Raw genomic sequence first — 17,318 nt, 5'->3', positions numbered from 1 at the left:
CCCGCCCAGCCCCCACCTCCGCCCGGCCTGACCACCTCCGCTCAGCCCCCACTCCGCCCAGCCCCCACTTCCGCCGAGCCCCACTCCCACGGTGCAAAACGGAGGAGTTCCCACCTCCACGGCGGGGCATCGACCTCCGTTCTACGCAGATCCCGTCCATCTCGCGCGCAGACTCCTCCCTTCCGCATCACGTCGTGCCTCGTCCAGAACGGAGGAGTCCTCACCCGCCACGCCGTGTGCCGCTCCTCAACGGAGGAAGACGGCTCCGTAACGCCCCGCGAACTCCTCCGTTCGGGCACACCGCACGCACACGTCCTCCGATGACCGTCCTTGTCAACAGGTGTCGTCACATGAAGGAACGGTCATATCCCGATCGGTAGGATGGGAAGCCCGTGAGTTCAGGAGAGTCTGTGGCCCTCATCGTCCAGAAGTTCGGCGGTTCGTCCGTCGCGACAGCTGAGAGCATCAAGCGCGTCGCGAAGCGCATCGTCGAGACGCGCAAGGCCGGCAACGAGGTCGTCGTCGCCGTCTCCGCGATGGGCGACACGACGGACGAACTCATCGACCTGGCGCACGAGGTCACCCCGATCCCCGCGCCCCGCGAGCTCGACATGCTGCTCACCGCGGGCGAGCGCATCTCCATGGCGCTGCTCGCGATGGCGATCAAGAGCATGGGATACGACGCGCGCTCGTTCACCGGCAGCCAGGCCGGCATGATCACCGACGCGCAGCACGGCTCCGCGCGCATCGTCGACGTCACGCCCGGCCGCATCCAGGATGCGCTGACCGAGGGCGCCATCGCGATCGTCGCCGGATTCCAGGGGTTCAGCCGCGAGTCGCGCGACATCACCACGCTCGGTCGCGGCGGGTCCGACACGACGGCCGTCGCCCTCGCCGCCGCCCTCGGCGCGGAGGTCTGTGAGATCTACACCGATGTCGACGGCGTCTTCACCTCCGATCCGCGGCAGGTGCCGCTCGCCCGCAAGATCGACCGCATCACCAGCGAGGAGATGCTGGAGCTCGCGGCGGCCGGCGCGAAGGTGCTGCACATCCGCGCCGTCGAGTACGCACGGCGTCACAACGTGACCCTGCACGTGCGCTCGTCGTTCTCCAACAAGGAGGGCACGTATGTCCTCAACGAAGCAGCGGCCGCCGAGGCCGCCAAGAAGGATGGAACCGTGGAAGAGCCCATCATCTCCGGCGTGGCCACCGACCTGAGCGAGGCCAAGATCACCGTCGTCGGCGTGCCCGACGTGCCCGGCAAGGCCGCGCAGATCTTCAAGATCGTCGCGAAGGCGAACGCGAACGTCGACATGATCGTCCAGAACGTGTCCGCTGCGGCGACGAGCCTCACCGACATCTCCTTCACCCTTCCCAAGTCGGAGGGGCAGCGCGTGCTGACCGCCCTCACCGCCGAGCGCGACGAGGTCGGCTACCAGTCGCTGCAGTACGACGACCAGATCGGCAAGCTGGCCCTGGTCGGCGCCGGGATGCGCACCAACTCCGGCGTCTCGGCGAAGCTCTTCGAAGCGCTCTACGACGCGGGCATCAACATCGAGATGATCTCCACCAGCGAGATCCGCATCTCGGTCGTCACCCGCGCCGACACGGTCGCCGAGGCCGCCCGTGTCGTCCACACGGCCTTCGGGCTCGACGGGGACGAGAAGGCCGTCGTCTACGCCGGCACCGGCCGGTAGTTCGCTCGCCGAACGGGAATGGCCGCGCGACCGGCGCGGTTGACCACACGAAACGACCCAAGGGGCTGACATGACCGAGTTCACCGATTTCGACAGCAACGGCGTCCGTCTGGCCGTCGTCGGCGCGACCGGCCAGGTGGGCGGCGTGATGCGCCGCCTGCTGGAGGAGCGCGCGTTCCCGGTGAAGAGCATCCGCTTCTTCGCCTCGTCCCGTTCGGCCGGAACGACCCTGCCATTCAAGGGCCAGGAGATCACGGTCGAGGATGTGGCGACCGCCGACGTCTCCGGCATCGACATCGCGCTGTTCTCGGCGGGTGCCACCGGGTCGAAGGCTCACGCCCCCCGGTTCGCCGAGGCCGGCGCCATCGTGATCGACAACTCGAGCGGCTGGCGCATGGACCCGGACGTCCCGCTCGTGGTGTCGGAGGTCAACCCCGACGCCATCGCCGACGCGCGCAAGGGCATTATCGCGAACCCGAACTGCACGACCATGGCGGCCATGCCCGTCCTGAAGCCGCTGCACGACGAGGCCGGCCTGTCCCGCCTCGTGGTCAGCACCTACCAGGCGGTCTCGGGCTCCGGCCTCGCCGGCGCCGAGGAGCTCGCCGAGCAGGCGCGCGCCGCGATCGCGGACGAGCACCTGCTCGACCTGGTGCACGACGGCTCGGCGGTGACCCTGCCCGCGCCGGTCAAGTACGTCCGTCCGATCGCTTTCGACGTCATCCCGCTGGCCGGCTCCATCGTCGACGACGGGTTCAACGAGACCGACGAGGAGAAGAAGCTGCGCAACGAGTCGCGCAAGATCCTCGACCTGCCGGGTCTCCTCGTGAGCGGCACCTGCGTCCGCGTCCCCGTGTTCACCGGTCACTCGCTCTCGATCAACGCCGAGTTCGAGAAGCCCATCAGCCCCGAGCGGGTCGCCGAGCTGCTGGCGGATGCGCCCGGCGTGCAGCTGACCGACGTCCCCACCCCGCTGCAGGCCGCCGGAAGCGACCCCAGCTTCGTCGGCCGCATCCGCGCGGACGAGGGTGCACCGGAGGGCCGCGGTATCGCGCTGTTCATCAGCAACGACAACCTGCGGAAGGGGGCGGCACTCAACGCGGTGCAGATCGCCGAGCTGGTCGCCGAGCGCCTGACCAATCCCGTCACCGCCTGATCCACTCGGGCCGTTCGGTCGCGGCGAGCGGAGTTGTCTCGATATCGAGACAACTTCCTCGCCGTCGGCCGTGTCCGCGCCTGCGGGCGGTCGGATGGCCGCCGCATCATAGGATTGACGGGTGAGCAATTCTCCCATCGACGTCGTCCTGATCGGCGGCGGCATCATGAGTGCGACGCTCGGGGCCATGATCCAGCGTGTCCAGCCCGACTGGAGCATCCGCATCTACGAGCGCCTGGGCGAAGTGGCCCAGGAGTCGTCGAACCCGTGGAACAACGCCGGCACCGGCCATGCCGCCCTGTGCGAGCTCAACTACATGCCCGAGGCCTCCGACGGCACCGTCGACCCCGCCAAGGCGATCAGCATCAACGAGCAGTTCCAGCTGAGCCGGCAGTTCTGGGCGAGCCTCGTGGCCGCGGGCGACCTGCCCGAGCCGCACACGTTCATCAACTCAACGCCTCACATGACGTTCGTGCGCGGCCGGGACAACGTGCGCTACCTCCGGAAGCGCTACGAGGCGCTGAAGGACCAGCCGCTGTTCGCCGGCATGGAGTACTCCGAAGACCCTGCCGTCATCGGAGAGTGGACGCCGCTGCTCACCAAGAAGCGCAACGCGAAGCAGCGCATCGCCGCGACCCGTCAGACGTCCGGCACCGACGTCGACTTCGGCGCTCTGACGCGTGCGCTCATCGACAACCTGATCGAGAACGGCGCGGAGCTCGCGCTCAATCACACCGTCCGCAGCATCAAGCGCACCAAGGACGGCCTCTGGCGGCTCTCCGTCAAGCACGAGGTCGGCAACACCCCGCACGTCGCGACCGCACGGTTCGTCTTCGTCGGCGCGGGCGGCGGCGCGCTGCACCTGCTCCAGAAGTCCGGCATCCCGGAGATCAAGGGCTTCGGCGGCTTCCCGATCTCCGGTCAGTTCCTGCGGACCACCAACCCGAAGCTGGTCGCTCAGCACCAGGCGAAGGTCTACGGCAAGGCCGCCGTCGGGGCCCCGCCGATGTCGGTGCCGCACCTCGACACCCGTGTCGTCGACGGCCAGGCCTCGCTGCTGTTCGGCCCGTACGCCGGTTTCAGCCCGAAGTTCCTGAAGACGGGCTCCTGGTTCGACCTGCCCGGCTCCGTCCGCCCCGGCAACATCGGCCCCATGCTGGCGGTCGCCCGCGACAACTTCGACCTCATCAAGTACCTCGTCGGCGAGCTCCTCGCCAACCGCGCGAAGAAGCTGAAGGCGCTGCAGGAGTTCATGCCGACCGCCAAGATGGACGACTGGGAGCTGATCACCGCAGGCCAGCGCGTGCAGGTGATGAAGAAGGATGCCAAGAAGGGCGGCGTCCTCCAGTTCGGCACCGAGGTGGTCGCGGCGGAGGACGGCTCGATCGCCGGTCTCCTCGGAGCCTCGCCGGGCGCATCCACCGCCGTCCCGATCATGGTGGATCTGCTGAAGCACTGCTTCCCCGACCGTTTCGGCGACTGGCTGCCGACGCTGAAGGAACTGATCCCGACGGTCGGAACGACGCTGAACGATCGACCGGACGAGGCCAAGCGCGTGCTCGACACCACGGCGGAGACCCTGCAGCTGCAGCAGTAGTCCTCTGGACATGTCCTCTGGACAGCCGCGTGGACGGCCTGGTATGGTCGTCCACGCTATGAAGTGAGAACCTCCTGACGTCCCGCGCCTGAGGCGCCGTCGATGTGAGTGAGGACCCTTCGGTCGCTGCGCTGCCCGGTCAGGCACCTGGGCGCTCCGGCGCCACTCACGACGGAGATCGCCCGGCGGGAAACCGCTCCTCGTGGAGCGCCCGGAAAGGCGGTTCCCCATGCCAACGATCACTCTCACCCCGCTGCGCGCCGACGGCGTCTCGGTCACCTACGGAGAGCGTCGCGTGCTCACCGACGTCTCGCTGACCGTCGGCCCCGGCGCCCGGCTCGGCCTCATCGGCGAGAACGGTGCGGGCAAGTCCACTCTGCTGCGCGTCCTGGCCGGTGCCGAGACACCGGACGCAGGCGCGCTGACCCGGCCGGAACGGACCGGCTTCCTCTGGCAGGAGGTGCGGTTCGAGCCGGGCGAGACGCTCGCAGCGCTGATCGAGGATGCGCTCACCGATGTCCGTGCGATCGAGCGCGAACTCGAGGAGGCGGCCTCCGCGCTCGGCTCCGGCGACCCGATCACCGATGCTCGTTACGACGCTGCCCTCGCGGCGGCCGAACGCGCCGAGATCTGGAGCGTCGAGGCGCGCCGGGACGAGTTGCTCGACGGACTCGGGGTCGGTGACATCCCGCTGTCGCGGAGGCTGAGCGAGGTCTCCGGTGGTCAACGCAGCCGGTTCGCTCTCGCCGCGCTGCTCCTCGCCCGCCCGGAGGCCCTGCTGCTCGACGAGCCGACGAACCACCTGGACGACGAGGCGGCGGCCTTCCTGGAGCGACAGCTGCGGGGATGGGCGGGACCGGTCGTATTCGCCAGCCACGACCGCGCGTTCCTCGATGCGGTGGCCACCAGGCTGCTCGACCTCGACCCCGCGCGCTCGGGCACCACGGTCTTCGGCGGAGGGTACAGCGCGTATCTGGCCGAGAAGGAGGCGGAACGGGCGCGATGGGAGAAGCAGTACGCCGATGAGCAGCACGAGCTCAAGGAGCTCGAGCATGCCGTTGACGTTACTGCCCGGTCCATCGCCTGGTCGGGGAAAGTGCGCGACAACGACAAGTTCGCCAAGGCGTTCAAGGGCAACGCTCTCGATCGCCAGATCAGCCGACGTGTCCGCAACGCGGACGGGCGACTGCAGGAGCTGCGCGCCGACCAGGTGCGGAAGCCGCCCGCCCGTTTGGCCTTCGCGGGGATCCCGTCGGGGTTCCAGGTGCTTGGCGACGGTTCGGGGTTGCTCGTCCAGGCGCGCGGGGTGCACATCCCGGGCCGTCTCCGGGTCGAGGAGTTCGTCGTCGCGCCCGCGAGCCGCATCCTGGTGACGGGGGCGAACGGAGCGGGCAAGTCGACCCTGCTGTCGGTGCTCGCCGGCCGCCTCGAGCCGGCGAGCGGTGCCGTGCAGCGACGGCGCGGTCTCCGCGTCGGATTGCTGGAGCAGGATGTGCGGTTCGCCGATCCTGCGCTCTCACCGCGCCGGATCTACGAGTCGGCGATGGGGGAGCGGCGGTCGGAAGCGGTGCCGCTCACCTCGCTCGGGCTCATCGCCCCGCGCGACGTCGATCGGGCGGTGGGCACGCTGTCCGTCGGTCAGCAGCGCCGGCTCGCGCTGGCTCTGATCCTCGCCCGTCCGCCGCACGTGTTCCTGCTCGACGAGCCGACCAACCACCTCTCGCTGACGCTCGCGTCGGAGTTGGAGGATGCACTGGGCGCCTATCCGGGCGCGGTCGTGGTGGCGAGCCACGACCGCTGGCTCCGCTCGGGCTGGAGAGGAGAGACGGTGCATCTTGCTTAAGATTCGAACATATGTTCGAATAGGGACATGCGCTGGAGTGGTCAGGAGTTGTCGGTCGATGAGCCGTCCGCCCTGCCCGGGCTTGCGCGGCTGAACAACCTGGTGCGCTCGGTGCGCACTCCCGACTTCGCCGGCATCACGTTCCACGAGGTGCTGGCGAAGTCGGCGCTCAACCGCATCCCGGGTGGTGGAGGGCCGATGCCGTTCGGGTGGACGATCAATCCGTACCGCGGGTGCTCGCACGCCTGCGTGTACTGCTTCGCCCGGCCGACGCACACCTACCTCGACCTCGACTCGGGCAAAGACTTCGACAACGAGATCATCGTCAAGGTGAACGTGGCCGATGTGCTGCGCAAAGAGCTCGCCAAGCCCAGCTGGGGTCATCATCCGGTGGCTCTCGGCACCAACACCGATCCGTACCAGCGGGCGGAGGGGCGATACGGGCTGATGCCCGGGATCATCGACGCGCTCGCCGACTCGGGCACGCCGTTCAGCATCCTCACGAAGGGGTCCCTGCTGCGGCGCGATCTCGACCGACTGGTCGAGGCGAACAAGCGGGTGCCCGTCGATCTCGCCATGTCGATCGCGGTCTACGACGACGATCTGCAGCAGTCGATCGAGCCCGGCACTCCGACGACCAAGGCCCGCCTCGCCACGGTCACCGCGGTGCGCGAGCACGGCCTCGACTGCTCCGTGTTCCTGATGCCGATCATCCCGTACCTGACAGACACCCGCGCCCATCTCGACGAGGCGCTGCGGCAGGCGAAGGAGGCGGGTGCCACCTCCGTGCTCTATTCGGCGCTGCACCTGAAGCCGGGCGTCAAGGAGTGGTTCTACCTCTGGCTCGGGCAGGAGCATCCCGAGCTGTTGCCGCAGTATCGCCGCATGTACGGGCGCGGCACCTACGCGCCGCAGGAGTACCGCCGGTGGCTGGCCGGACGCATCAAGCCGCTGATCCGAGCGCATGGTCTGGAGCGGGGCCGCGAAGACCCGACGACCGGCGGGGTCCGCTCCAGCGCGCTCGGGATGCTGCGCGACGACGAGGGGGAGCGGCAGCTGGTGGGGTCCGCTGTGCGTGCGGCAGGGTCCGCGGCGGGGGCGGCGGGATCCGCTGCGTCGCACGGAGAGGCGCCGGATGCGGCGTCGATCGTGAGCGCCTCCCTGACCGGATTGGGGGTGCAGCCGACCCTGTTCTGAGAGTGGTCCTCTCGCAGGCAACTCCACAGAGACATTCGGGGGCAGCAATGTTCGGGCGACCGGGGTACGAGCGGCCGGGGTACACAGAGTCCGCGTCGGATGCCATAATCCGGGAGGGACCGATGAGTGCTCGGATCCGGAAGGGACGACGACGTGTCGCTCGGTCTGCCCAGCCATCTGGCACGACCCGCGAACTCGCGCGCCCTCGCCACGGCTGCCCGCTGGGCCGGCCTGATCTGCCTCGCCGCCGCCGTCGTGAACGTCGGCAGCGCTAGTCTGACCGACGGCAACGTGACCTCCTGGGTGACGCTGCTCGTGCTGGTGCCGATGGTGGCCCTGCTGCTGGCCCTGGCGCGCGGCCGCACCGCGGGACTCACGATCGCGTACCTGCTCGTCGGCACCGTGTGCACGTACTTCTACGTCGTCGCCCTGTTCACCAGCACGCCGGCGTACCGCGACACCAACCTCTTCGTGGTCGCTCTGCCGGTGGTCGCGATGACGCTGGTCGGCGGGACGGGTACGGGGGCGCTCGCCGGGATCCTCTGGGCGACTCTCGGCTTCGCCCTCGCGGAGGCGGCCGTGATCTTCGGTGCTGCGACGACCGAGCGCGCCTACATCCCCGACGCCATCTCGCTCGGGGCGTACCTGCTGCTGGTCGGTGTGCTGACGTTCGACGGGCTGACCCGCGGAACGCGTTCGCGCGCGCAAGCGGCTCTGCATCGCGCCGTGCGCGATGCCCGGCTTGTCGACCTCCGCCGGGAGCTGCTGGCCGCATCCACCGCCGACCTTCACGACACGGTTCTCAGCGAGCTGGTGGCCGTCGCCGGTGCGCAGCCCGGGCCTCTGGACGAGCGTCTCGCGCGTCGTATCGACGCCGACCTCCGTGGTCTCGCCGCTGGCGTGCCGGCAGCGGAAGGCGGCGGGGCCGAGGTGGCCGGGGTTGCCAGGGTCGCCGGGGTCGGGCTTCCCGATGCGGATCCCTGGTACGACAGCGAACTCCACCGCGCCATCGAGGCGGCTCGCGACGAGGGGCTCACGGTCGACATCTCGGGAGACCGCACGGCGTACACCACCCTCGGTGACGAGGCCCGTCGCGCCCTCGGGCTGGCGGTCCGGCAATGCCTCGTGAACGTCGTCCGGCATTCCGGTAGCCCGAGCGCTGAAGTGGCCCTGTCGGCCGGCGGCGGGTCCCTCTCCGTCATGGTGGTGGATGGCGGCAGCGGCTTCCCGGCGTCGGCCCCCGCAGCCGATCGCCTGGGGCTCCGCCAGTCCGTCGGCGACCGGATCGCCCGGGTGGGCGGCACCGTCGACATCTACTCGAGCGCCGATGTGGGCACGACCGTCATCCTGACCGTTCCGATCGGGCCGGAAGCCGCCGTCTCCGAGGGGCGCGCCGGATGACCGCACTGAACCCCCGCACGATCGTCGGGGCCCGATCGGTGACGCTCGAGCGGACGCCACAGCGGCTCGACCCGCTCGGAGCCCAGTCGGCGTGGCCGCTCGTGCCCCTGCTCGGAGCCGTCGCGCTGGCGTACGCGGTGTACTCCACGATCATCCACGCCGGCCAGCTGCGGAACACCTCCCTCGCGATCGTCGCCATCGGCGTCCTCCTCCTCGCCGTCGTGATCGCCGCCATCCGCACCCATCCCGGGTTCGCCCCGTTCGGGCGCTGGTCCCATTTCTCGGTCGTCGCGTTCGCCGTCACCGCCGCAGCGCTGTTCGACTCGGCCGTGTGGGGCCGCAACGAACGCATCCAAGACGACTGGGGACAGATCGCCGTCGCCCTCCTGCTCGTCGCGATGCCGCTCTATCGCCCGATCGGAGAGGTCGCCGGCTCGGCGCTCGTCGCCGCGATCGTCCTCGGCGGATTGGCCGCGGTCCAGCACTCGCTCGTCATCGCGAACGACCCCCTGGTGTACGCCACGGTGGCGGCGACGCCGATCCTCGCCTTGGCCGCAGGAGGTGCCGGGTACGCCTGGACGTTGACGGGGGAGACGTTGCGCTGGCGGGAGGTCGCGCGGGAGGGTCAGCTCCGGTTGGAGTCTGAGCTCCGCCAGGCGGCCGAGCGCATGATCGCTCAGGAGCGCATGACCGCGCTGAACGCGGAGGCTGTGCCGTTCCTGACGGCTATCGCCCATCGCGGCGCCGTGACCGAGGAAGACACCCTGCGCGCCCGAGCCATCGCCGAACGCCTTCGGGGGATGTCGGTGCGCGCCGTCTCGCGCACCTGGCTGGAGGACACCCTCGAGCTCGCCCTCGCCCCTCGACTGGTGGAGGCGCCCACCCCGCCCGTCGACGAGGAGACCGGCCCGCGGGTCGACGACCCGGACCGCCTCGAGCGTGTGCTGACCGCCGACCAGCGCGCCATCGTCGGAGCCCTCATCGCCACCGTGGCCGCTCGCCCCGGCCTCGACCCTCGCTCCGTCCTCCTCGAAGCAAGAGACCCCGAACAGCCGTCGTTCGCACTGCATGCGAAGATCGCAGAGCCCCGCGCAGAGCTGCGTCGCGAGCTCCTTCCGTTCGTCAGCTCCCTCAACTCCGTCGCAATGCGCGCCACGATGCGGTTGCGCGGTGGCGACGTCACCATCCGATTCGCCTACCCCCACGGCGGATTCCCCGACAGCGAAGGCAGAAGACGATGAGAACCATGCGTCCGGACGACCCCGGAGCGCCGGCGACCTCGGCCGCCGGACGATCCACGGAGCCGCCGATCCGTCTGGCGATCCTGGACGACCACGAGATCCTGCTCGACAGCCTGGCGTCGTGGATCGAGAAGAACGCCCCCGAGTTCGACCTCGTCGTCCGCGCCGGCAGCTGGCTGGAGCTGGTGCACAGCGACGCCTTCCCGACCGACCTCGTCATCATGGACCTGCAGCTGAAGGAGTCGGTATCCATCGGCGCCCGGGTCCGCACCTGCCGTGCTGCGGGCGCGAAGGTCGTCGTCCTCAGCGCCGTCGACACACCGGAGGACCGGGATGCGGCGCTCGCCGCCGGAGCCGTCGCCTACGTCACCAAGTCGCAGCCGATGACCGAGCTGGTCGCCGCAGCGCTGTCGGCGTCCGGACGCGGTGTCGGCCGGACCGCCGCACCGACAGCCTGGCGCCCGAAGCCCCTCATCCCCGAGTCCGCCCGGCCGCGGCTGAGCGACGGCGAGCGTCAGGCCCTCGTCCTCTACGCCGACGGGCGGACCACCTCCGAGGTAGCGCGCGCCATGAACGTGCAGTACGAGACGGCCAAGACCTACCTGCGGCGGGTGCGCGAGAAGTACGGCAAGGCCGGACGTCCGACGAGCTCCCGTGCCGACCTGATCCGCCGGGCTGCGGAGGACGGATACCTCACCTGACGCGCCATCGGGCTTCCGTCATCCGTGCCGCATAGGATCGGTGCGTGGCAAAACTGTATTTCCGCTACGGAGCGATGAACAGCGGCAAGAGCACGGCCATGCTTCAGGCCGCCTACAACTACGAGGAGCGCGGCCACCGCGTCCTGCTCACGAAGCCGTCGATCGACACGAAGGGCGACCTGGGCATCCTCTCCCGCCTGGGCGTCACCCGGGAGGTCGACTTCCTCATCGCGCCCGAGACCGACGCGTACGGCGCCTTCCAGCGGCACCGCGAACGCACCATCAAGCGCTTCGACACCGACGTCAGCGCGCTCCTGGTGGATGAGGCCCAGTTCTTGACGGAGGCGCAGGTCGACGACCTCCTGCGCATCGCGCTGCTCGACAACGTCCCGGTGCTCGCGTATGGCATCCGCACCGACTTCCAGACCGTCGCGTTCCCGGGGAGCCGCCGGCTGCTCGAGGTCGCGCACAGTCTGGAAGAGCTGAAGACGATCTGCCGCTGCGGGCGCAAGGCGATCTTCAACGCCCGCAAGATCGACGGGGTGTTCGTCTTCGACGGCGACCAGGTCGCGATCGACGGTGCATCGGTGTCGTACGAGTCCCTCTGCGGGAACTGCTACCTTCAGGAAAGTCGAGGGGTGCTCAACAACGGCCGGCGGCATTGGCCGGTCGAGGCGGCTCCCGCCTACGTCGACGAGCCCGACCCCGACTTCACCTGATCCGCACCACGCCCGAAGGCGACCTCACCCGAAGGAACTGCACACCATGAGAATCTCCGTGATCGGCTGCGGCTACCTCGGAGCGGTCCACGCCGCCTCGATGGCCCACCTGGGCCACGACGTCGTCGGTATCGACGTCGACGAGGCCAAGATCGCCCTCCTCTCCGCCGGTCGTCCGCCGTTCTTCGAACCAGGGCTGCCGGAGGTGCTCGAGTCGGCCGCGCCGTCCGGGCGCCTACGCTTCACCACGGATTTTTCCGCCGTGTCCGAGGCCGACGTCCACTTCGTCGCCGTTGGCACGCCCCAGGTGGCCGACGGGGATGCGGCAGACATGCGCTTCGTCGACGCCGCATTCGCTTCCCTCCTGGAGCACGTGAAGCCCGGCGATCTCATCGTCGGCAAGAGCACCGTCCCGGTCGGGACCGCCGCGCGTCTGGCGGAGCTGGTCGCGCAGGCGCAGCCGGAGGTCACACTCGCCTGGAATCCCGAGTTCCTCCGCGAGGGATTCGCGGTGAGCGACACCGTGAGCCCCGACCGCCTCGTGTACGGCGTTCCCGAGGGCGAGTCGGGGGAGCGCGCCGCACGCCTGCTCGACGAGGTCTACGCGTCCGCGGTCGCCGCGGGCACACCGGTCATCGTGACCGACTACGCGACCTCCGAGCTGGTCAAGGTCTCGGCGAACGCCTTCCTCGCCACGAAGATCTCGTTCATCAACGCGATGGCCGAGATCGCCGAAGTGACCGGCGCGGATGTGACCAAGCTGGCGGACGCGATCGGGCACGACGCGCGCATCGGGCGCCGCTTCCTCAACGCCGGCGTCGGATTCGGCGGCGGCTGCCTCCCGAAGGACATCCGCGCATTCAGTGCCAGGGCCCGCGAGCTCGGCAAGGGCGACGCTGTCCGGTTCCTCGACGAGGTCGATCAGATCAACCTGCGCCGTCGGACGCGTGTCGTCGAACTGGTGCGCGAGGAGGCCGGTGGACTGGCCGGCGTGCGTGTCGGTGTGCTGGGACTCGCCTTCAAGCCGCACTCGGACGACATCCGCGACTCCCCGGCGCTGGACATCGCCATGCGACTCGCCGACGCGGGGGCGATCGTCACCGCGACCGACCCTCAGGCCGTCGAGAACGCACGACGTCGTGCGCCCCAGCTGCGCTTCGCCGAGACGGCGGAGGACGCGGTCCGGGATGCGGACGTCGTCGTCCTGATCACGGAGTGGCCGGAGTTCACGAGCCTGGATCCGGAAGCGGTCGGCGAGCTCGTGGCGCATCGCACGGTGATCGATGGACGCAATGCGCTCGACCCGGCGGCGTGGCGCGGAGCAGGGTGGACGTATCGCGGTTTGGGCCGCTGAGCAGCCTCCGCAGAACTCGCCCCATTTGGGGGCCGCCAAAAAAGTGAGGATTTGTTAGATTTGTCGCATGGCGACAGGTCTCACGGAGCCGGACGCGCCGCCGCGTCCCGCGGTTGGGCCGTCGGTCGCGCCACGAAGACGTCGCAGGCTGCGGCATCCCGTCCTCGTCGGCATCCTCGTCGGGCTGGGCGCCATCCTGCTTTTCACCATCGTGTGGATCGGCGTCCGCGGCTTCCTGGCCCAGCGTGCGCTCACTGACGCCATCCCGGCAGCCGAGCAGGTGAAGACCGCGATCGCGACGGGGGACCTCGCCGCCGCGGGTCGCGCCGCCGACTCGCTCAGCCGGAAGACGCACGAGGCCGCGGCGCTCACCTCGGATCCGGTCTGGGTCACCGTCGAAGCCGTCCCGTGGCTGGGGCCGAACCTCGCGGCGGTCCGCACTGCTGCGGCCGCATCCGACGATGTGGCCTCGCGGGTCGTGCGGCCGCTGGTCGCCGCCGGCACCGGCGTGGACCTCCGCGCTCTGGCCATCACGGATGGCCGGATCGACCTCGCACCCATCACGGCGGCGCAGCCCGCGGTCGCGAAGGCCAGGGCGGCCTTCACCGACGCTCGCGCGAGCGTCGCGACCATCGAGACCGGCGCTCTCGTGAGTCCGGTCGCCTCGGGAGTGGATCGGCTGCACGATGTGCTCGACAAGGCGGCTCCGGAGATGGATGCGCTGGGCAACGCCGTCCGCCTGCTTCCTTCGATGCTGGGCGCCGACGGTCCGCGAGACTACCTCCTGGCCGCCCAGAACCCAGCCGAGCTCCGCGCGACGGGCGGTCTGATCGGCGCGGTCGCCCTCGTCCATGCCGACAACGGCGCTGTCACGCTGCAGCGCCAGGAGGCCGGCACCTCCATCGGTCCGTGGAAGACCCCGGTCGCCGACGTGCCGCTCAATACGGAGGGCCTCTACGGACCGCTCGTCGGCCGCTACCTCCAGGATGCCAATCTCACTCCGGACTTCCCGCTCGCGGCGGCGACCGCCTCGCGGATGTGGACGACGACTTACGGCGGCACCGTCGACGGCGTGATCGCCGTCGACCCGGTCGTCCTCAGCGGCCTCCTCAAGGCGACGGGCCCGGTGACGCTGCCGACCGGCGATCGGCTCACCTCCGCCAATGCCGTGAAGATGCTTTTGAGCGACGTCTATCAGCGCTACGAGGATCCGGCGCAGCAGGACGCCTTCTTCGCGTCCGCCGCGAGTGCCGTGTTCGACCGGATGTCGTCCGGGAACGTGGATGCGAAGAAGCTGCTGACCGCGCTGGCGGACGCCGGTGAGTCGCGCCGTGTGCTGATCTGGACCACGCACACCGAGGACCAGAAGGTGCTCGCGGGCACGACGCTCGCCGGGGGCCTTCCCGCGTCCGATCTGTCGACCGCGGGCATCGGCGTGTACTTCAACGACGCGACCGGCGCCAAGATGGACTACTACCTCCGCACCTCGGTCGCTGCCGGATCCGCCGTGTGCCGCGCGGACGGCAAACCGTCGACGGTCGTCACCGTGACATTGACCAACCGGGCCCCCGCAGACGCCGGGACGACCCTGCCTCGTTACGTGACCGGCGGTGGCACGTACGGCGTGACTCCCGGCAACATCCGCACGCGGGTGGCCGTCTATGGGCCGACGGGAGGGCTCCTGGCCGCGACATTGAGCGGCGGGGAGAACTACACCACCGTTGCGGGCGTCGATCGCTCGCGGCCGGTCAGTCTGTACACGGTCGAACTGGCTCCGGGGGAGTCGAAGACCGTCACCGTGCAGTTCCTGAACGACCAGCAGACGTCGTCGGACCTCAGTGTCGTGACCACGCCGACGCTTCCGGGGGACGGTACGACCCCCGATGTGGGGGCACGCAACGCCGTCGCGCCCATTGTCGTACAGTGCTCGTCCGTCGTAAAGTGAGTATTACTCAACTAACCCGACCGTGAGCCGGGCCCCAACAGAAAGGCGGCCGATGTTCAAGAAGATTCTGGCGGCTATCGCCGTGACCGCGGGGCTGCTGCTTGCGGCTCCGGCCGCGGCGAACGCCGTCAACTACACCGACGGCGCCCAGTGCAAGTTCGATGTCAGCGTCGCAGAGGCGGGCGGCACGGCCACCCTCATCTGCATCCCGGGCACGTGGTCGCCCGGTGAGGCGATCAACTGGACCGTGACCGGCCAGGACGGCGCGGGCTTCAAGCTCGCCTCGCTCCGCACCGCCGACAGCAGTCTTTCGTTCGTGAAGCACGCGAACGCGGACGGCAGCGACGTCCTCACCGTGACGCTCCCCGCGAGCGCCTCGGGTACCTACAGCGTCGTCGGACACGGACAGAGCAGCGGCCACGAGTGCCCCGCCTCCCTGACCGTCCTGCCGGCCGACCAGGCGAGCACCGTCCTCGACCCGGGCAGCAGCGACGGACTGGCCCACACCGGTTCCGTCGTCGCCACCTGGGCGGCATGGATGGGCGGCTCGCTCGTCATCCTCGGACTGATCGCCCTGGCGATCGTCGGCTGGGTGCGCAAGCTCAAGGCGTCCTGACGATCCATACCCGGTGATTCCCGGTCGGCCTCGCGCCGACCGGGAATCGCTGTGTCCGGGGCTGCGTTGCACCTGGGGTGAGCAGCATCCCCCTCAGCGTCCTCGACCTCGCCAGCCGCCCCGCCGGGGGCACCAACGCCGATGCCGTCGCCGGCACCATCCAGCTCGCGCAAGCGGCCGAACGGCTCGGCTACGAGAGGTTCTGGGTCGCAGAGCACCACGGCATGCCCGCCATCGCGTCGAGCGCCCCGGCTGTTCTCATCGCCGGAGTCGCGGCAGCGACCGAGCGCATCCGGGTCGGCAGCGGCGGTGTGATGCTGCCCAACCACGCGCCGCTGGTCGTGGCGGAGCAGTTCGGCACCCTGCGCGCCCTGTACGGCGACCGCATCGACCTCGGCATCGGCCGCGCGCCGGGAACTGACGGCGCCACAGCGATGGCTCTGCGCCGGAGCCCCGAGGGACTCGGCGTCGAGGACTTCCCACAGCAGCTCCTCGACCTGTACGGCTTCTTCTACGGCGGCATGAGCGACGCCAACCCTCTGCACGGCATCACCGCCATCCCCGGCCTCGGCGACGCGCCTCAGATCTGGCTGCTGGGCTCGAGCGGCTACAGCGCCCAGGTGGCCGCCGCCCTCGGCATCCCGTTCGCGTTCGCCCATCACTTCGCAGGCGAGAACACCGAGGCCGCGCTCAACCTGTACCGCTCGCGATTCGAGCCGAGTGACACCCTCGCCGAGCCGCACACGATGATCGCGGTCAACGTCATCGCGGACGAGGACCCGCAGACCGTGCGCGCCCTGTCCCTTCCCGGCCAGCTGTCCTTCCTGCGGATGCGTCAGGGACAGAAGCCCGAGCCGGTCAGCGTGGAGGAGGCGCTCGCCCACGAGTTCACCCCGCTGGAGGAGGAGTTCATCGCTGCCCGCAACGCCCGTCAGGCGATCGGGACGCCCGACGAGGTGAAGGCGCGACTCGAGGCGCTGCTGGCCTCCACCCAGGTGGACGAGCTGATGGTCTCGTCCGGCGCCGCGACGCTGGAGGGGCGCATCCGCTCGCTGGAGATCGTCCGGGAGCTGTACCCCGCAGCATGACGGACCGTGACGCCGCCCCGAGCGATGCGGGGCGGCTCCGGGTACCGTTGGGCGAAATCCCGGTCCCCAGCCAGAAGGCGGTTCCCACATGTCGCATCCACTCAACGTGGTCGGAGTGAGCGGAAGCCCGACCCACCCGTCGCGCACCACCGTGCTCGTGGACGAGGTCACGCGCGCCTATGCCGAGGCGTCCGGGGGCATCGCCCGCACGATCCGGCTGGCGCCCCTTCTGCCGGAGCTCGGCGCCGGTCCCTTCCGGAGCAGTCTCAGCCCGACGGTCACCGAGGCTCTGGAGGCGGTCGAGAACGCGGACATCCTCGTGGTCGGGTCACCCGCCTACCGGGCCACGTACACAGGCCTGTTCAAGCTGTTCTTCGACCACGTCGGCCAGTACGCCCTGGTCGACAAGCCGGTCGTCCTGACGGCCACGGGAGGCAGTGACCGGCACGCGCTGCTGGTCGAGCACCAGATGCGTCCGCTGTTCGGGTTCTTCCAGTCGCTGACCCTGCCCCTGGGCATCTACGCGGCCGAGAGCGACTTCGAGGACTACGAGATCCGCTCCCAGGACCTGCGGGATCGCATCGACACCGCTGTGGCTCGCACGCTGCCTCTGGTGCGTTCGGACGACTCCGTCTCGCGGCTGGCGGAGCCGGAGTTCGCCCGGCCGGACGCGTTTTAGGTCTACCGCTTCTCCACGGGCGTTGCGCGGTGCGCCCCACCCGCTACCCCGAACGCCGGTCCTCGCTGGCGCTCGGAGCGGCGC

14 protein-coding genes are annotated in these 17,318 nt (G+C 69.8%); all 14 read left to right on the top strand.

What is annotated here, in order from left to right; translation table 11 throughout:
* The first annotated feature begins 410 nt into the window (after nucleotides 1–410).
* The 14 genes from BLR91_RS13890 to msuE all read left to right on the top strand — a co-directional run bounded on the left by BLR91_RS13890 (nucleotide 411) and on the right by msuE (nucleotide 17,234).
* Nucleotides 411–1,697 (top strand): aspartate kinase, encoded by a 1,287-nt coding sequence (locus tag BLR91_RS13890; RefSeq protein WP_018189922.1) that lies wholly within the window; start codon nucleotides 411–413, stop codon nucleotides 1,695–1,697.
* 70 nt (nucleotides 1,698–1,767) lie between these two features.
* Nucleotides 1,768–2,853 (top strand): aspartate-semialdehyde dehydrogenase, encoded by a 1,086-nt coding sequence (locus BLR91_RS13885; RefSeq protein WP_018189923.1) that lies wholly within the window; start codon nucleotides 1,768–1,770, stop codon nucleotides 2,851–2,853.
* A gap of 121 nt (nucleotides 2,854–2,974) precedes the next feature.
* Nucleotides 2,975–4,450: a malate:quinone oxidoreductase gene (locus tag BLR91_RS13880; protein WP_089881229.1), complete on the top strand. Its 1,476-nt coding sequence runs from the start codon at nucleotides 2,975–2,977 to the stop codon at nucleotides 4,448–4,450.
* A 229-nt stretch (nucleotides 4,451–4,679) separates the two neighbouring features.
* Nucleotides 4,680–6,293, top strand: coding sequence for an ABC-F family ATP-binding cassette domain-containing protein (locus BLR91_RS13875; protein WP_089881233.1), 1,614 nt, complete (start codon nucleotides 4,680–4,682; stop codon nucleotides 6,291–6,293).
* A gap of 27 nt (nucleotides 6,294–6,320) precedes the next feature.
* Entirely contained in the window at nucleotides 6,321–7,490 is a 1,170-nt protein-coding gene (locus BLR91_RS13870) for an Rv2578c family radical SAM protein (RefSeq protein ID WP_089881236.1), read from the top strand.
* 126 nt (nucleotides 7,491–7,616) lie between these two features.
* On the top strand, nucleotides 7,617–8,891 hold the full coding sequence (locus tag BLR91_RS13865; RefSeq protein ID WP_089881239.1) for a sensor histidine kinase: 1,275 nt from the start codon (nucleotides 7,617–7,619) through the stop codon (nucleotides 8,889–8,891).
* Complete coding sequence (locus BLR91_RS13860) at nucleotides 8,888–10,132, top strand: hypothetical protein (RefSeq protein ID WP_089881243.1); 1,245 nt, start codon at nucleotides 8,888–8,890, stop codon at nucleotides 10,130–10,132. The genes BLR91_RS13865 and BLR91_RS13860 overlap by 4 nt, the downstream gene beginning before the upstream one ends.
* Nucleotides 10,129–10,833: a response regulator transcription factor gene (locus tag BLR91_RS13855; RefSeq protein ID WP_231371087.1), complete on the top strand. Its 705-nt coding sequence runs from the start codon at nucleotides 10,129–10,131 to the stop codon at nucleotides 10,831–10,833. The genes BLR91_RS13860 and BLR91_RS13855 overlap by 4 nt, the downstream gene beginning before the upstream one ends.
* 44 nt (nucleotides 10,834–10,877) lie before the next feature.
* Entirely contained in the window at nucleotides 10,878–11,552 is a 675-nt protein-coding gene (locus BLR91_RS13850) for a thymidine kinase (RefSeq protein ID WP_018189930.1), read from the top strand.
* 46 nt (nucleotides 11,553–11,598) lie between these two features.
* Nucleotides 11,599–12,906, top strand: a complete 1,308-nt coding sequence (locus BLR91_RS13845) for a UDP-glucose dehydrogenase family protein (protein WP_089881246.1) — start codon at nucleotides 11,599–11,601, stop codon at nucleotides 12,904–12,906.
* Between the two features lie 67 nt (nucleotides 12,907–12,973).
* Nucleotides 12,974–14,851: a DUF4012 domain-containing protein gene (locus BLR91_RS13840; protein ID WP_089881250.1), complete on the top strand. Its 1,878-nt coding sequence runs from the start codon at nucleotides 12,974–12,976 to the stop codon at nucleotides 14,849–14,851.
* A 52-nt stretch (nucleotides 14,852–14,903) separates the two neighbouring features.
* Complete coding sequence (locus BLR91_RS13835) at nucleotides 14,904–15,467, top strand: hypothetical protein (RefSeq protein ID WP_018189933.1); 564 nt, start codon at nucleotides 14,904–14,906, stop codon at nucleotides 15,465–15,467.
* 77 nt (nucleotides 15,468–15,544) lie between these two features.
* The gene (locus BLR91_RS13830; protein WP_089881253.1) at nucleotides 15,545–16,555 is read left to right on the top strand and encodes an LLM class flavin-dependent oxidoreductase; all 1,011 of its coding nucleotides are present in this window, start codon (nucleotides 15,545–15,547) and stop codon (nucleotides 16,553–16,555) included.
* An 88-nt stretch (nucleotides 16,556–16,643) separates the two neighbouring features.
* Nucleotides 16,644–17,234: an FMN reductase gene (gene msuE / locus BLR91_RS13825; protein ID WP_089881255.1), complete on the top strand. Its 591-nt coding sequence runs from the start codon at nucleotides 16,644–16,646 to the stop codon at nucleotides 17,232–17,234.
* Nucleotides 17,235–17,318 lie beyond the last annotated feature (84 nt).

Source organism: Leifsonia sp. 466MF (genome assembly GCF_900100265.1).
Lineage (GTDB): Bacteria > Actinomycetota > Actinomycetes > Actinomycetales > Microbacteriaceae > Leifsonia.
Note: the sequence above shows the minus strand (reverse complement) of the source record. Positions and strands in the feature narration are given on the sequence as shown.

What these genes read in the sequence shown, in the direction of transcription:
- BLR91_RS13870 (WP_089881236.1), top strand. Translation starts at nt 6,321, where the DNA reads ATGCGCTGGAGTGGTCAGGAGTTGTCGGTCGATGAGCCGTCCGCCCTG.
- BLR91_RS13875 (WP_089881233.1), top strand. Translation starts at nt 4,680, where the DNA reads ATGCCAACGATCACTCTCACCCCGCTGCGCGCCGACGGCGTCTCGGTC.
- msuE (WP_089881255.1), top strand. Translation starts at nt 16,644, where the DNA reads ATGTCGCATCCACTCAACGTGGTCGGAGTGAGCGGAAGCCCGACCCAC.
- BLR91_RS13835 (WP_018189933.1), top strand. Translation starts at nt 14,904, where the DNA reads ATGTTCAAGAAGATTCTGGCGGCTATCGCCGTGACCGCGGGGCTGCTG.
- BLR91_RS13860 (WP_089881243.1), top strand. Translation starts at nt 8,888, where the DNA reads ATGACCGCACTGAACCCCCGCACGATCGTCGGGGCCCGATCGGTGACG.
- BLR91_RS13855 (WP_231371087.1), top strand. Translation starts at nt 10,129, where the DNA reads ATGAGAACCATGCGTCCGGACGACCCCGGAGCGCCGGCGACCTCGGCC.
- BLR91_RS13845 (WP_089881246.1), top strand. Translation starts at nt 11,599, where the DNA reads ATGAGAATCTCCGTGATCGGCTGCGGCTACCTCGGAGCGGTCCACGCC.
- BLR91_RS13840 (WP_089881250.1), top strand. Translation starts at nt 12,974, where the DNA reads ATGGCGACAGGTCTCACGGAGCCGGACGCGCCGCCGCGTCCCGCGGTT.
- BLR91_RS13885 (WP_018189923.1), top strand. Translation starts at nt 1,768, where the DNA reads ATGACCGAGTTCACCGATTTCGACAGCAACGGCGTCCGTCTGGCCGTC.